Below are 15527 nucleotides of genomic sequence, written 5' to 3' on the forward strand. Positions count from 1 at the left end.
GTGTTGTTGTGTTTGATGCGACGACGAGGGGTCCTCTAGAAGGACGCCCACTCCTCCTCTTCGCTGGTCTCGCTGCGGCGCGAGTCGGCTGATCTCGCCCCTTGCGTGCCAGCGGGCGGCGACGCGGCCGTTGCCTGGCGAGAGCCAGGCTTGGGGTCGCTAGCGGGCACCGGAAGCGGTGAGGGGCGCGGCGCTTCGCCTGCCACCTTGGCATCCCCCGACGCCTGAGCGTGGCCGGCGAGCTGGAAGCGCAGCACGGCTTCGCGAAGATGGCCCGCCTCGGCCTCGAGCTGAGTGGCGGCGGTCGCCGCCTGCTGCACCAGCGCAGCGTTCTGCTGGGTAACCTGATCCATCTGGGTCACCGCCTGATTGACCTGGCCGATGCCGTTGCTCTGCTCCTGGGAAGCCGAAGCGATCTCGTCCATGATGTCGCTGACCCGCTGCACCGCGGCGACAATCTCGCCCATGGTCTTGCCCGCCTGGTCGACTCTCTCGGTGCCGGCGTCGACCCGGTTCAGCGACGTCTGGATCAGCTCTCGAATCTCCCCCGCCGCCGAAGCGCTGCGACCGGCAAGGCTTCGCACCTCCTGGGCCACCACGGCGAAGCCGCGGCCATGCTCGCCGGCGCGAGCGGCCTCCACCGAGGCATTGAGTGCCAGGATATTGGTCTGGAAGGCAATGGTGTCGATCACACCGATGATGTCCGACATCTGGTGCGAGCTGGCACTGATCTCGTGCATGGTGGTGACCACCTCGCCGACCACCTCTCCCCCTGCTCGGCGGTGCGCGACGCCTCGGCCGCCAGCTGCGTCGCCTGGCGCGCGTTGTCGGCATTCTGCTCGACGGTGGAAGCGAGCTGCTCCATGCTCGAGGCGGTCTCGGCCAGCGAGGCCGCCTGCTGCTCGGTACGCGAGGATAGCTCGTTGTTGCCCTGGGCGATGTCCTGGGCGCCGTGATAGATACCCTCGCTGCTGCGACGCACCGTCCCCACGGTGCCGGAGAGGCCCTCCTGCATGTGGGCCAGCGAGTTGAACAGCCGCCCGATCTCATTGTTGCCGCGTTTTTCGACGGGCTGCGGAGATCCCCCTGGGCCAACCCTTCGAAGTACCCCACCAGGCGCGCCAGCGGCTTGAGCACATTGACGGTAATCCCCCACATCACCACCGCCATGACCAGGGCCGAGCCGATCAGCACAGCAACGATGACCAGGCGCATCCAGCCGGCCTGGGACACGAACGATTGCGACAGGGCCGTTCCGCTCTCGCCGGCCTGAGGGGCGATCTCCGCCACCGCGGTGGTGCCCAGATGCAGAGCGTAGAGCCCCAGGCCGCCGAGCACCACCAGCATGCCGGCAAAGAAGACCAGCACCAGGCTCCAGCTGAGTCTCACGGTCATGTTATTGATAAGCTTCACGTCGTTCCCTCATGATCGCCAGGCAAGCCGCCTGATCGTTATTGTCGACCCGCCGGCAGTCGGTGACCGCCGGCCGCCTGTTCGGCCTCACGCATCCACGGGCTCACGCCGCGCATCCTGTGACCACTCGCTGTCCGGTGCCTGCCGGGGCAGGGAAAGCGGCCGCGGATCCGCGGCAGTTGGCGCGCTCGACCGTCCTGACGTGCGGAAGTGCGCCACCTGGTGGACCAATTCGCGGCTCTGGGCACGCAGCCGTTGGGTCGCGGTGTTGCTGGACTGAACCAGCTGAGCGTTTTGCTGGGTCATCTGGTCCATCTGGGTGACGGCGAGGTTGACCTGCTCGATGCCGCTGCTCTGCTCCACTGAGGCCGACGAGATCTCGGCCACCAGGGTGCTGAGCTGGGTGATGTCGCGCACCATGCCCTGAATCACCTCGCCGGTCTCGCGCACCAGTTGACTACCCTGGCTTACCTGGCTGTCGGACTCTTCGATCAACGCCTTGATCTCCTGGGCCGCTTCCGAGCTGCGGCTGGCCAGCTTGCGCACCTCCTCGGCCACCACGGCAAAACCGCGCCCGTGTTCCCCGGCCCGGGCCGCCTCCACCGAGGCGTTGAGCGCCAGGATGTTGGTCTGGAAGGCGATGGATTCGATGGTGTCGACGATGCTGGTCATCTGCACGGCGCTGTCGTTGATGCTCGACATCGCCTCGATGACGCTCTCCATCGACTGACTGCCCTGCTGGGCGCTGCGCTCGGTGGTGCCAGCCAGCTCGCGGGCCTGATCGGCATGCTCGGCGTTCTGCCGCACCGTTTGCGTCAGCTCCTCCATGCTCGAGGCGGTCTCCTCCAGCGAAGCGGCCTGCTGCTCGGTACGGGTCGCCAGCTCGTCGTTGACGCCGACGATGCTGTCCACTTCGTGATCCACCTCCTCGGCGCGACGATTGATCTCGCCGATGGTAGCGGCAAGCGAGCCACGCATGCGGTCGATATGATAGAGCAGGCTGCTTTGATCGCCCTTGCGCAGCGCCACCTCCGGGGTCAGGTCGCCATCGGCGATGTGTCCAACGAACGCGGCGGCACGATGGGGCTCGCCGCCCAGCTGCCGGGAGATGTTGCGAAACACACCGGCGATCAGCAGCGTCAGCGGCAGACCCACGCCGACCAGGCGCACCAGGCTCCAGATCAGCGTCGAGAGAAACTCCTGATTGACGTCATCGATATAGACGCCGGTGCCCAGGTACCACCCCCAGGGCGCGAATTCCGCGTTGTAGGAGGACTTGGGCGTCAGCTCCCCATCCGACTCGTGGGCCCAGAGGTAATCGACGAAGCCATCGTCGTGGTGCACCGACTCGATGAATTCATGAAAGAGCCGACGCCCCTCGTCGTTCTCGAAGTCGCCGACATAGGTGCCTTCAGGCAGCCGGGGGTGAGCGAGAAGCTCGAAATCGTCATTGAAGACGAAGAAATACCCACGCCCCTCGTCATATACCATGTCACGCACGGTGGCGGCGGCCAGGGTGCGCGCCTCCTGCTCGTCGACCTCGCCTGCGGCGGCGCGCTGGGCCTGACCCTCAACGGCGTTGAGGGCCATGTCCATATAGTCGCGCAGCGCGCCCTTGCGCTCATCGAGCATGATCTGCCGGTTTTCCCAGGCTCCCCAGGCCACCAGCAGGATCATCGCCAACCAGATGAACCCGAAAGACCCCCACAGTTTCTGCATCGTCGACAGTCTGAGCATGCAACACCCTGATCCCATTGGCTTTAAAGCAAGAAGCCAGATTATTGTATATCGGTTCTGGCTAAAGCGACTTGACCTCGGCCAAGGGCCTTATTCGGCCACGCGCTCGACGAGCGCCATCTCATCGCTGGTCAGCAGCTTGTCGATATCGACGATCACCAGCATGCGGTCCTCCAGGCTGCCGAGCCCGCTGAGGAAGTCAGAGGAGAGCGTCACCCCGAACTCCGGCGCCGGCTTGATCTGATCCGGGGACAGGGTCATGACATCGGAGACGCCATCGACCACGATGCCCACCACGCGATCCTCGACGTTGACCACGATCACCACCGTCTGGCCGCCATACTCCACCTTGTCGAGGTGGAACTTGATGCGCAGATCGACGATCGGCACGATCACCCCGCGCAGGTTGGTCACGCCCTTGATGAACTCCGGCGCGTTGGCGATACGCGTGACATTCTCGTAGCCGCGGATCTCCTGCACCTTGAGGATATCCACCGCGTACTCCTCGTCGCCCAGGGAAAACACCAGGAACTCACGGTTGTGGGCTTCGGCGGCGGCCATGGCCGCTTCGGGAGTCTGATTCATGATGATGTCTCCAGCTCATTGACAGAAAAGGCTTCGAGTGACTGGGCGTCCCGCGCAGGGCGGCGCGCTTCCTTCTTGGCCCGGCTCAGCGCATGCAGGCCGGTGATATCCAGGATCAGCGCCACGCTGCCATCCCCCAGGATGGTCGCCGCCGATACCCCGGGGACCTTGCGATAGTTGGTTTCCAGGTTTTTCACCACGACCTGCTGCTGACCCACCAGGTCGTCCACCAGCAGGGCGTAGCGACGCCCCTCGCCCTGCACGATGACCGCGATGGTCTCGGTCAGCTCGGTCTTGGCATTGGCTACGTCCAGCGCCTCGTGGACAGCCACCACCGGCAGATACTCGTCGCGTACCTTGAGAACCACGTCATCGCCGGCCATGGCATAGAGATCCTCCTTGGCGGGCTGCAGCGACTCGAGCACCGCCGACAGCGGCAGGATGAACATCTCATCGCCGACCTTGATCGACATGCCGTCGAGAATCGCCAGGGTCAGCGGCAGCACGATGCGAATGGTCGTGCCTTCACCGGGCTGGGACTTGATCACCACGTGACCGCCCATGCCCTGGATGTTTCGCTTGACCACGTCCATGCCTACGCCGCGACCGGAAACGTCGGTCACCGCCTTGGCGGTGGAGAAGCCCGGGGCGAAGATCAACTGCCACACTTCGTCATCGCTCATGGTGTCGGAGACACTCAGGCCGTTCTCGCGCGCCTTGGAAAGGAGCTTGTCGCGATTCAGCCCGGCGCCGTCGTCGATCACCTCGATGATGATGTTGCCGCCCTGATGCTTGGCCGAAAGCGTCAGCTTGCCGGTACGCGACTTGCCGGCCGCCTCGCGGTCGTCGGGCATCTCGATGCCGTGGTCGAGGCTGTTGCGCACCAGGTGAGTCAGCGGGTCGATGATCCGCTCGGTCAGGCTCTTGTCGAGCTCGGTGGACTCGCCCTCGGTGACCAGCTCGATATCCTTGCCCAGCTTGCCGGCGGTCTCCCGCACCACCCGGGGAAAGCGGCTGAAGACGAAATCCATGGGGATCATGCGGATGGACATCACGGCTTCCTGCAGGTCTCGCGCGTTGCGCTGCAACAGGCTCATGCCGTTGACCAGGCTGCCGTTGGCCGGGCCATCCAGCTCACTGACGGTCTGGTCGAGCATCGACTGGGTGATGATCAGCTCGCCCACCAGGTTGATGATCTGGTCGACCTTATCGACCGAGACGCGGATCGAGGAGCTCTCGCTGCCCCCGGCCTTGGCCTTGCTCTTCGGCTTGGCCTTGGGTTTGCCGGCCGGTGCCTTCTGTTCGGAGGCGTCTTGCTTGGAGGACGCCTGCTGAGGCGTGTCCTGCTGAGACGGGGCCGGCGACTCGCCCTGCGCCTTGGCGTCGGCGTTTTGCGACGGCTCGGACTTGTCGGCATCCGGCTTGGCCGTCGGCTCGTCCGCTTTAGGCGCGGCCTGGGCGCTGATCTCCAGCTGGTCAGCATCGACGATGAAGCACATCACCGCCTCGATGTCGTCATTGCTGATGGTCGACTCCAGCACCACCTCATAGCGGGTCTGGTCGCCGCGCTGCTCGATCACCTCGCCAAGCTGACCCAGCTCCTCCACCAGCAGCTCGCGGTCCTTGTCGGCGACGCCCAGCAGGGCGACCACGCGCCGTGCCCCGGCGTCATCGGATGCCGGGGCCGCTGCCTCTTCCCCACCGGAGGATTCAGGCGCCGGCGTGGGTTCAGGTTCGGGCGCCGGTGCGGCAGGGGCAGGCCCGCCCTCCAGATCCTGGCCGATTTCCTCCAGCGCCAGCTGCTGAAGGGTGCGGCAGATGCGCTCGAAGGCCTCCTGATCGGGCGCTTCGCCGTTGCGGTAGGCGTCCAACTGATCGCTGAGCATATCCTTGGTTTCCAGAAAGGTGTCGACGATATCGCTGCGCAGGGCCAATTCTCCCTTGCGGGCATGGTCCAGCAGGTTCTCGAAGAGGTGCGTGGTCTTCTGCAGCACGTCGAACCCGAAGGTTCCCGCTCCGCCCTTGATCGAGTGGGCCGCGCGGAAGATCGCGTTGAGCTGCTCGATATCCGGCTCGTCTACGTCCAGTTCCAGGAGGTGACGCTCCATATCGGCCAGCAGCTCCTCGGCTTCCTCGAAGAACGTCTCATAGAAGTCCGTGATATCCATGCGCATTACCACCTGGTGTCAGATTGGGTTCCAAGTCACGCTCACTGGGCACGCAGCGAACGCTGTAAGCTTTCCGTAAACTGTTGCACCGGCGCCAGCTCCACCTCGCTCTCCAGGCGCAGGCTCATGGGGCTTGGCACACCGGGCCCGCCGAGCAGGCTGGGGCGACGAATGTAGTCGGCCACATCAGGCAGCAGCACCAGCAGCTCGATGCGCCGGTTGATCGCATCCCGCGGATCGGTATCCGGCAGCACCACCCGGTCGGCCAGCCCCGAGACCCGCAGCAGCTTTGGGGCTCGAGCCCGCCGGCCACCAGTTCACGACGCGAGGCGTTGGCGCGGTCGCTGGAAAGCTCCCAGTTGCTGTAGCCGCGGTAGCCGCCGATGAAGGGGCGGCTGTCGGTATGGCCGCTGATGCTCAGGTAGTTGGGCAGCTCGTTGAGCAGCGGCGCAATGGTACGCAGCAGGTTGCGCATGTAGGGCTCGACTCGGTCGCTGCCAACATCGAACATGGGCGCTGCTCGGTATCGAGCAGCTGGATGCGCAGCCCCTCCTGGGTCAGGTCGAAGCGCATCTGCTGACGCAGCTCACGCAGCTCCGGGTCGGCTTCGATGGCTGTCTCGATGCGCCGCTGCAGATCGGTGAAGAAGCGCCGCTGCTGCTCGCTGGGGCGACTGAACTGACGGGTATCCACCCTTGCCCGCTCGCCGTCGCTGTGAGCCGGGTCCGGTCCACCGCCGGGAATCACCTGGGTGCTGCCGGCACGATCGCCGCCGCTGATCGCACTCACCAGCGGCGTGCTGAAGTACTCTGACACGCCCTGGCGCTGCTCCTCGGTGGCCACCGAGAGAATCCACATGACCAGAAACAGCGCCATCAGCGCGGTCATGAAGTCGGCCAGGGCGATCTTCCAGCTGCCGCCGTGATGGGCGTGCACCACCTTCTTGCGCCGAATGACGATCGGACGCTTGCCACCGCTCTCACTCATTCGCCGACAGCACCCGTCTTGGCGTTACGCACGTACTCCTCGAGCTCGGTGAACCCGGGGCGCTCCTCGGTGAACAGCGCCTTGCGGCCGAACTCCACCGCCAGCTGCGGCGCATAGCCGTGCAGGCTGGCCAGCAGGGTAATACGCATGCACTGCAGCATCTTCTCGGCCTCCTTGATCTGGCGTTCGATGCTGCTGGCCACCGGATTGATGAAACCGTAGCCCATCAGAATCCCCAAAAAGGTGCCCACCAGGGCATGGGCGATCATCTCGCCCATCTGGTCGGGACCGGCATCGGCATAGGTCAGCGCCTTGACCACCCCCATCACCGCGGCCACGATGCCAAACGCCGGCATGGCATCGCCCACCTTGGCGATGGCGTCGGCGGGGATATGCGCCTCCTTCTCGAAGGTCTCGATCTCATGGAGCATCAGCTCGTCGATCTCCATGGGATCCATGCCCCCGCTGACCATCAGGCGCAGATAGTCGGTCAGGAAGTTCATCACCATGGGGTCGGCCAGCACCAGGGGGTGCTCCTGAAAGAGCGCGCTCTCCTGAGGGCTGTCGATGTCGCGCTCGATGCCCAGCATGCCCTCGCGGCGAATCTTGCTGAGCAGTTTGTACTGCACCGCCAGCAACTCCAGGTACATGGTCTTGTTGTACTTCTTGGTGCGCTTGAGCTTGGAAAACACCTTGAAGGTGGCCTTGATCGCCTTGCCGTTGTTGGCAGCGATGAAGGCGCCCACCCCGGCACCGCCGATCATCAGCAGCTCGGTGGGCTGGTAGAGCGGCCCAAGAAAGCCCCCCGCCAGAACGAAGCCGCCAAATACACAGAGTATGACGACGATATAGCCAACCAGAATCAGCACAACCGATATCCTTTCATGGACGCGACTTATCGATACCCGAGCTATCGGCCGGAGACACGCCGACTTGAGCCCGGATACGAAAAAATGAGTGAAAAAATGGACGAAAGAAGCCCCGCCCCAGCCAAAGGCCGGGACGGGGCAGCGCCATGGCTCGATGCAACACCGCGCCCCGAATTCGCTCAGGTGCCGCTACGTCGCGCCGCCACTTCCGGCACCACGACCCCGCCAGCGCCCAACTCGCGACGCTTCGCTTCGCGCTCGCGGCGCTTGCGCGTCTTGCCCGCACGGGAGGGCGGCATGCAGATTCCGCACACGTAGTCGTGATCCGGCGTATGCGCGTGGGCAACGAAATGGCCACCACACTGATGGCAGGTGGAAAGCTGCAACAGGTCGCTCTCGAAGAAGCGGATCAAGGTCCAGGCCCGGGTCAACCCCAGCACCGGCTCCACACCATCGATGGCCACCTGCTCACCGTAAAGACGATACGCGGTCACGAAGGCGCGCATCCGCTCGCACCCCTGATCCTTCATCAAGCGCCGGTAAATGTTGTAGAACAAGGACGCATGCACATTGGGCAACCAGGTAATGAACCAGTCGGTGGAGAACGGCAGCATGCCCTTGGGCGGCGACATTCCCCGCACCTCCTTGAACAGCCTTATCAAGCGGGCCCGACTGAGATCGGTCTCGGTCTCCAGCACCTGGAGACGCGCTCCCAGCTCGATCAGCTCGATGGCAAGCTGCACCTGCTGCATTTCAGCGATCAGGCTTTTCTGTGTCATGCCCTACCCCTCCACGACTGACTGCTCACCGCTCCGCCCCGCCATCAGCAGCGAGGCATGGAACCGAGAAAGACCGTTGTCGCGGGGGTTTTCGACGACCTGCCGCAGCTGCTCCGCTTCGTCATAGCCGAAGTGACAGAGCAGCTGATTGCTGCGAGCCAGCTGAGCCAGCTGGGCGGCACCCAGCGACTGCAGCAGGTCCGCCATCTCATCATTGATCTTGAGGCGAAACTGGGCAGCGCAGCGGTCTTCGTTGAGCAAACGCTGAGCCAGCAACAAATAGGCGAGATTGAGCTCCTGGATTTCCTCCAGGTGATGCATGTTGGTCATGATGATGTTCCCTGCACGCAAAGGCTGCGTGTCCTTATTTTTTTGCGTTCCGCTAGACGTATGGCAGACAGCATGCGGCAGCGCCGACACACTCCCCACACATCGCCTAACAAGCGCCTACATTCTCCGACTTGGCAGCCTCCTTGCCAACAGACACGGCATCACGCTCGATCCTACCTTCGCATGATGCAAGTCAATACTTTTTCATGAGTTTTCTAAGCCCTTGGCCTGCGGGACAAAAGCCCACGGCACTGCGCTTGACAACTACAAAATCCACAGAGAAGCGGCGCACTTCATAACAAAAAATTACATTTACTCACCAAAGCCGCTATCCGACTGCGCCTCCGAAAGCTCGTAGACCCATACCAGCAGCTCGGCAATGACCTGGTATAGCGCCGGAGGGATCCGCTCATCCAGGTCAAGCCCCATCAGCAGACCAACCAGCTCCGGGGCATCGTGCACATAGATCCCTTGACGTCGGGCCTCGGCAAGAATGCGCTCGGCCATATCGCCATAGCCCTTGGCCAGCACCCGCGGCGCATCGTCGCCATCGCGGTAGGCCAGGGCGACTGCCTGACGGCGTCGCTCAGTATCACGCTCCGGCATCGCCCATCCCCTCTTCGTTCAGCGGGCGCGCCTCGACAACGACACTCCCCATGCCGGCCGCCCTCAGCCGCTGTTCGAGACGAGGCACACCGTCGCGCAGTGCGATCAGCGCCGCCTCGTCGGCGGCGGACAGCTCCAGCCTGACGTCGGCATCGCGGAGCCACATCATCACCCGAATGTCGCCCAGGCGCGGCACTTGCAGCGTCAATTCGGAGTGCCAAACATCCTGATCCGCCGACGCCTGCTCCTGCTCCCCCTGAGCCTCGCCGCCATCACGCTGCGCCGAGGACGGCAGCTGCACCATCAGCGCCATGAAGATGCCCGACCAAACATCCCCCTCCCAGCGCAGCACCGGGGATACCAGCATCTCGAGCTGATGCCGAACCACCCCATGAAGGCTTTCATGTACCGGCTCCCCGCCAGCGGGACGCGACCGCGCGGCGAGCTCGGCGGCATCCCGCGAAGCCGCTCCTGCCGCCTCACTGCCCCCCTGGACACCCGGGCCACCCTGAGCCTGGCCGGGCGTCGCACGCAGCGGCGCGGCCGCGGCGCTGTCACGCGGCGCCATGCCCTCTGTGCCACCGCTACCCGACGGCAGCAGCGCCCCGGTCGCCGCATAAGAGCCGGCACCCTGACTGGCTACCGTGGGCGTGGCCCCGCCCGCCTGGGCGGCAGCCCCTTGGAGCGGCGACCCCTGGAGCGGCGCCCCGGCCGCGCCTGGCATGGGACTAGATGTAGGGCTGCCCTGCGGCGTCGAGCCTGTCGCTGGCGCCGCGGCGTGGGCCGCGGAAGCAGCGGCCAGGCCGGGCGCCGCCCCCGAGCCCGGCGCGGCGGTCGTGCTGGAAGCCGGCGAAGCCGCCGCACGGAGGGCCGCTCGCTCAGCCAGACTCGCCGCGGCAGGGGTAAAGCGCTGAGTTCGCCACATCTGTGGTTCGCTCTCGAGCTGCTGGCGCGACATCTCTCCCCGGTACCAGCGCGACAGATGCGACTCATAGAAGAGCCCGCTATCGCGCACGCCGGCCTGCAAGCGGCTAGCCAGAGTCGTGGCGCTGGGCGGCTCCTCGGCGCCCATCAGAGGGGCGCTGGTGCTCAGCACCGAGGGCGGCGCCGGAAAGCGCACCAACAAGTCGGCAATGGTGCGGGCCGAAGGGCTGAAATGCGTCTGAAAGGAGTGCGGTCGCGCCGGGTCGGCGGGGGCTGCGGGCGTGCTCGCTGCCTCGCCACGCTGACCAGCGGGCGCGCTGCCGGTCAAGGGCGCCGAGGCGGACCGTCGGCCGTCCAGACGCGAATCACTGTGCAAGGCCTTGGGCCCCTCCCCCGCATCGACGGGGCGCACCGGCTCGTTGAGATCCCGCGCCCGCGGCACATCGACCCGCTTGCCCAGCACCTGGTGGAGCAGGGTATCGATCAGAGGGGTGATGCCACTCACGGCTCTCGCTTACCGGCCGGATCGGAAGGGTCCACGCCACCGTGCTCCAGCGCAGACGCGGCTTGCCGACCATAGGCGCGATGCATCTGACGCTGGCGTCGCGACGCTGTCAGCAGCTCGCCGAGTTCGTCGCGGCGCGCCATCAGCTGTTGGCGAACCTGCAGATCATCGTCGAGGATCGCCTCGAGCAGCTCCCCCTTGCGGGTCATGCCGTCGACATCCAGCGCCACGTCGACGTCGAGTCGACGCAGCCGATCGACCTGCCGCAGGTAGTCGGCCTGAGAGTCAAGGAGTGCATCCCAGTCACCCGCCTGGGCCAGCTCCCGCATACGAGCGGCCTGCTGTCGCAGACGCTCATAGGCCTCGATGACGCTCTGCTGACCGCCCGCTGTCGCCATGGTCATTCAGCCCTGTGTTCCGGCACTGCCGATGTCACGCCACGCCGAGGCAATGTCCTCGAGGAGCCGTTCGGCCTGATCGAGACTCTCATGATCATCATGCAGGTTAGCAGCCAGCAGCAGCCGGGCAATGTAGTCATAGAGCGACGCCAGGCGCTCGGCGATCTCGCCGCCCTTTTCGCTATCCAGCGCGGCCATCAGGCCATTGTTGACGATATCCAATGCCTTGGAGATCTGCTTGCCCTTCTCGGCGGTATTGCCCGCCTGCATGTGAATGCGTGCCGCGCGAATTGACGCCTGGGCGCCGTCGAACAGCATCACGATCAGCTGATGGGGGCTGGCCGACATGGTGGCACTTTCGACACCCACCCGGGCATAGGCCCCGGCACCACGGCCGCCATAGGCAGCGGCTCCTCGCATTGCAGTCATGGCGCTTGCTCTCCTCTAGTGTCTTGCCGAGGCGAGGCCGGTAACGTGCCCCGCCGCTTGCCTTGGCCTTGCGCAGTCTGACAGGCCTGCAGCCGTTGGTTTGGTTGAAAAGACCGCCGCCAAGGAGGTATTTCCCTATATCGGCACCACAGACAGCAACTTTAGGCGCTCCGCCGCTGAGCGTGAAACGGCTTTGTGGAGGGAGCGTCCTTCGGTTCGACGAAGTCGCACCCAGCGCTACCCAACCGCTCGCTGAAGCCTGCCGACCAAGCGGGGCGCTCAGGTAGAGACCGCCAGTTCCTCCACCGGCTCGCCGAGGCGGGCCACCACGTCGCCGCGTATCACCTCGCCAAGGGCCTCGCCCGGCGGCTCGACGGTATCGGTGAGCTGCACCTGGAAGGGCCGCCCCTGCTGATCCAGGCGCTGGATCCATGCCATGTCACCTCCGGCGAAGCGCACCAGCGACCCGATCGGGCGCAGCCCGAAGCGCTGGATATAGCGCTTGACCCAGCGCGGGTCGAACTGGCCGGGCGCCTTGAGCAAGTGACGGTAAACGGCGTCGATCCGCCAGGCCGGGCGATCCGGTCGATCGCGACGCAGGGCATCGACCACATCGACCACCGCGCTCATCCGCGAGAGTTCGTGCAGCTGCTCACTGCTCGCCCCCTGGGGATAGCCGCTGCCGTCCAGGCGCTCGTTGATGCCCCCCACCACCGACTTGGCGACGCTGGCGGACAGCCAATGGCAGCGGGTCAGACGCTCCAGCACGGCGGGCACATGCCCTTTGAGCTGGTTGTACTCGGCCGGAGAAAGCGCCTTGGCCGTCAGCAGCGAAGCCGGAAGGCAGCCCTTGCCCAGATCGTGGATCATGGCGCAGGCAGCCACCGCCTTGCGCACGTCGCGCGGTACCGAACTGCCGCCAGCCAGCGCCAGCAAATGCACGGCCACGGCAAGCCCGTGGCGCACCAGCAGCGGCTCGCGCTGCAGACAGCGGGTGGCGAACAGCAGCGCTTCGATGTCCTCGTCGGCCAGCATCAGGAGAAAATCGGCATGCCGAGAGAGTTGCACCGGGTCGACGTCGCCCTCCTCCTGCAGCTCAAGCAGCTGGGCATCCAGATAGCCGGCCACCCTTGCCAGGCGACGCGCCATGGGCGTTGGGTAAACCAGCATGTTGCGGCGCCCCACCGATGGCGCCGAGACGGCCTGGGCCTGAGCCTGAAACAACATCGAGGGCAGACGCCCCGTGCTGCCCTCGTCGGCATGACGCGAGGCCTCACGCTCGATCTCCCGCACGAAGAACCAGAGCTTGCGCTCCTGGTCGGCGGTCCGCCCTTCAAAGCGAAACCCGACCCGCATGGTCTGGCGCTCGGTGTTCACGCTCTGGTGCCGCGGCGACGCCTTGACGGTAAAGCGCGTACCGTTGGGAAAGCAAAGCTCGACCTCCAGCGGGTGCGGCGCACTGGAGAGCAGCCCGGCCACCGACGCCGGCAGCTCGAGCTGGCAGCCCTCCTGGGAAAGATCGAGGAGATCGCCCTGTACCGTGGCCTCATCGTCGGCCCGCACGATGGCTCCCACCTCCATGCCCAGGCGCAGCCGGGCCCGGAAGGACTCCCTGCGCTGCAACTCCTCGAGATAGCGGGGATACTCACAGTGACAGGTGACCCGACTATCCGCCGCCTGTGTCTCCAGCGCCTTGATGGGCGGGGTACGCACCATCTTGCCCTGCACCTGCCCCAGCAGGCGAAAGCCAAGACCGCGCTTGATCTCACCGGCGACCTCCCGCACCGCGGTGATATCCACCACCAGCGACTCGCCGGTCTCCTGCTCCATGAGCAGCACCGGGAGCGGCGTCGCTTCGGGCTTGTCGAGCAGCAGCGAAGCCCCGCCCGACTCAATCATCAGATCCAGCAGGGATTCAATCTCCGCGGGGCTGGTCACCCGGATAAAATCGTCTTGCACCTGCGCCATCCTGGTCTCATCCACGTCGGATCAGGCAAGCCTGACCGCTCATTCAATTCGCAGCCTATCTATCGGCCGTCGCCTGACTCACTTTAATGCCCCTCGCCGGACGCCGCTCGACCAGAAAGCGCGACAGCTGCTCCAGCGGCATCGGTCGGGCAAAATAGAACCCCTGGAACACATCGCAGCCGTGGGCCGCCAGATAGTCGCGCTGCTGCACCTCTTCGATCCCCTCCGCCACGACCTCGAGCCCAAGGTGGTGCGCCATGGAGATGATCCCTTGGACGATGGCGCTGTCATGGGGACTGGTAGTCACGTCGCGAATGAAGCTGCGATCGATCTTGATCTTGCCGATCGGTAGCTGCTTGAGGTAGCTGAGACTGGAATACCCGGTCCCGAAGTCGTCGATGGAGACCTCGACGCCCATCTCACGCAGCGCCCTGAGCGTCTCGATGGCGGCATCGGTATCGTTCATCAGGATACCTTCGGTGAGCTCCAGCTCCAGGCACTCGGGATCAAGCCCGGTCTCCTGCAGCGCCTGCTGCAGATTGGCAAGAAAATGGGGGCGATGGAACTGCAGCGGCGAGAGATTCACCGAAACCCGATAGCGCCCCAGGCCCTCGGCCTCGAGCCGGCGCATGTCACGACAGGCCTGGCGCAGCACCCACTCACTGATCAGCACGATCTGCCCGGTATCCTCGGCCAGCGGGATGAAAAGCCCCGGCGAGAGATAGCCGTGCTGCGGATGCTTCCAGCGCACCAGCGCCTCGAAGCCCGCCACGCTGCCGTCATCGGCATTCAGCAGCGGCTGATAGTGCAGCTCGAAGCTGCCCGCTTCGATGGCCTCCTGAAGGTCGTTGCGCAGCGCCATGCGCGAGCTCACCTCATCGTTGATCTCGCCGGTGAAGCACTCCCAGGCGTTGCGCCCCTTCTGCTTGGCCCGATACATGGCCATGTCCGCCTGCTGGATCAACGCTACCGGGTTGGCCAACTCCTCGCGCAGGAAGGCCACGCCCACGCTGGCACTCAGGTAGAGCTCGTGTTCCTGCACGCGATAGGGACGGGAGATACAGGTCAGCAACCGCTCGGCCAACGACAGCGCGTCGTCCTCCTGGCGAAGCTCCGGCAGCAGAACCAGGAACTCATCCCCCCGAAGCGCGCCAGAGTATCGCCGGGGCTCAGCTCATCGCCCAGCCGCCGCGCCACCTGGATCAGCACCTGGTCGCCGATCTCGTGGCCCAGGCTGTCGTTGATCGGCTTGAAATCATCCAGGTCGACGAACAGTACCGCCAGGCAGCCGTCATGACGCTGCGCCAGCTGCACGTCGTGGATCAGGTGATCCTCGAACAGCGAGCGGTTGGCAAGCCCGGTCAGGGCGTCGTGGCTGGCATGAAACGCCAGCTTGGCCTCGTAGGCCTTGCGCTCGGAGATATCGTGCTGCACCCCCACGAAGTGCGTCACCACGCCCACGCCATCACGCACCGGCGCCAGAAAGAGGTTGTTCCAGAACGGCGAGCCATCCTTGCGATAGTTCAGCAGGGTGACGTTGATCTCGCGACGCTGGGCGAGCGCCTCGCGAAGCTGCTGCACGGCGGCGGGATCGGTTTCGCTGCCCTGCAGCAGGCGACAGCTGCGACCCAGTACCTCGTCGCGGCGATAGCCGGTAATGCGCTCGAAGGACTCGTTGACATAGATCAGCGGCATACCCGGCTCGCGGGCATCGGCGATCACCACCCCGTTGATGCTCGCCTCCACGCTGCGCTGCAGGATGCGCAGCTCGGTCTCTCGCTCATGGCGCTCGGTCATATCCTTGGCGATGCCGTACAGGCCGATCACGC

The 15527-nt window shown here is 65.1% G+C and carries 14 protein-coding genes and 2 pseudogenes; all 16 read right to left on the minus strand.

Annotated elements, in window-relative coordinates:
- Positions 1 to 35 precede the first annotated feature (35 nt).
- Positions 36 to 740, minus strand: a complete 705-nt coding sequence (locus ACSJDS_RS13495) for a methyl-accepting chemotaxis protein (protein WP_473033720.1) — start codon at positions 738 to 740, stop codon at positions 36 to 38.
- Entirely contained in the window at positions 689 to 1015 is a 327-nt protein-coding gene (locus ACSJDS_RS13500; protein ID WP_473033721.1) for a hypothetical protein, read from the minus strand. Before ACSJDS_RS13500 ends, ACSJDS_RS13495 begins: the two co-directional genes overlap by 52 nt.
- Before the next feature lie 485 nt (positions 1016 to 1500).
- Complete coding sequence (locus ACSJDS_RS13505; protein ID WP_473033722.1) at positions 1501 to 3150, minus strand: methyl-accepting chemotaxis protein; 1650 nt, start codon at positions 3148 to 3150, stop codon at positions 1501 to 1503.
- Between the two features lie 90 nt (positions 3151 to 3240).
- The gene (locus ACSJDS_RS13510; protein WP_473033724.1) at positions 3241 to 3735 is read right to left on the minus strand and encodes a chemotaxis protein CheW; all 495 of its coding nucleotides are present in this window, start codon (positions 3733 to 3735) and stop codon (positions 3241 to 3243) included.
- The gene (gene cheA / locus ACSJDS_RS13515) at positions 3732 to 5903 is read right to left on the minus strand and encodes a chemotaxis protein CheA (RefSeq protein WP_473033725.1); all 2172 of its coding nucleotides are present in this window, start codon (positions 5901 to 5903) and stop codon (positions 3732 to 3734) included. The genes ACSJDS_RS13510 and cheA overlap by 4 nt, the downstream gene beginning before the upstream one ends.
- Before the next feature lie 41 nt (positions 5904 to 5944).
- Positions 5945 to 6890: pseudogene (motB, locus tag ACSJDS_RS13520) on the minus strand (flagellar motor protein MotB).
- Positions 6887 to 7759: a flagellar motor stator protein MotA gene (gene motA, locus ACSJDS_RS13525; RefSeq protein ID WP_473033726.1), complete on the minus strand. Its 873-nt coding sequence runs from the start codon at positions 7757 to 7759 to the stop codon at positions 6887 to 6889. The pseudogene motB and the gene motA overlap by 4 nt, the downstream one beginning before the upstream one ends.
- A 179-nt stretch (positions 7760 to 7938) precedes the next feature.
- Positions 7939 to 8538: a flagellar transcriptional regulator FlhC gene (gene flhC / locus ACSJDS_RS13530; RefSeq protein WP_473033727.1), complete on the minus strand. Its 600-nt coding sequence runs from the start codon at positions 8536 to 8538 to the stop codon at positions 7939 to 7941.
- A 3-nt stretch (positions 8539 to 8541) separates the two neighbouring features.
- Positions 8542 to 8868 (minus strand): flagellar transcriptional regulator FlhD, encoded by a 327-nt coding sequence (gene flhD / locus ACSJDS_RS13535; RefSeq protein ID WP_473033728.1) that lies wholly within the window; start codon positions 8866 to 8868, stop codon positions 8542 to 8544.
- A gap of 312 nt (positions 8869 to 9180) precedes the next feature.
- Positions 9181 to 9474 (minus strand): EscU/YscU/HrcU family type III secretion system export apparatus switch protein, encoded by a 294-nt coding sequence (locus ACSJDS_RS13540; protein WP_473033729.1) that lies wholly within the window; start codon positions 9472 to 9474, stop codon positions 9181 to 9183.
- Complete coding sequence (gene fliK, locus ACSJDS_RS13545) at positions 9461 to 10903, minus strand: flagellar hook-length control protein FliK (RefSeq protein ID WP_473033731.1); 1443 nt, start codon at positions 10901 to 10903, stop codon at positions 9461 to 9463. Before fliK ends, ACSJDS_RS13540 begins: the two co-directional genes overlap by 14 nt.
- On the minus strand, positions 10900 to 11307 hold the full coding sequence (locus tag ACSJDS_RS13550) for a flagellar protein FliT (RefSeq protein WP_473033732.1): 408 nt from the start codon (positions 11305 to 11307) through the stop codon (positions 10900 to 10902). Before ACSJDS_RS13550 ends, fliK begins: the two co-directional genes overlap by 4 nt.
- Positions 11308 to 11730: a flagellar export chaperone FliS gene (fliS, locus tag ACSJDS_RS13555; protein WP_473033733.1), complete on the minus strand. Its 423-nt coding sequence runs from the start codon at positions 11728 to 11730 to the stop codon at positions 11308 to 11310. It abuts the gene before it with no gap.
- A 279-nt stretch (positions 11731 to 12009) separates the two neighbouring features.
- Positions 12010 to 13698: an HD domain-containing phosphohydrolase gene (locus tag ACSJDS_RS13560; protein ID WP_473033734.1), complete on the minus strand. Its 1689-nt coding sequence runs from the start codon at positions 13696 to 13698 to the stop codon at positions 12010 to 12012.
- Between the two features lie 55 nt (positions 13699 to 13753).
- Positions 13754 to 14644 carry a putative bifunctional diguanylate cyclase/phosphodiesterase gene (locus ACSJDS_RS13565; protein ID WP_473035035.1) on the minus strand — a complete coding sequence of 297 codons (891 nt, stop codon included), beginning with the start codon at positions 14642 to 14644 and terminating at the stop codon, positions 13754 to 13756.
- Between the two features lie 15 nt (positions 14645 to 14659).
- A pseudogene (locus tag ACSJDS_RS13570) lies at positions 14660 to 15495 on the minus strand (diguanylate cyclase domain-containing protein); the annotation flags it as partial.
- Between the last annotated feature and the right edge of the window lie 32 nt (positions 15496 to 15527).

The sequence above is a fragment of the Halomonas sp. SL18_1 genome (assembly GCF_055755715.1).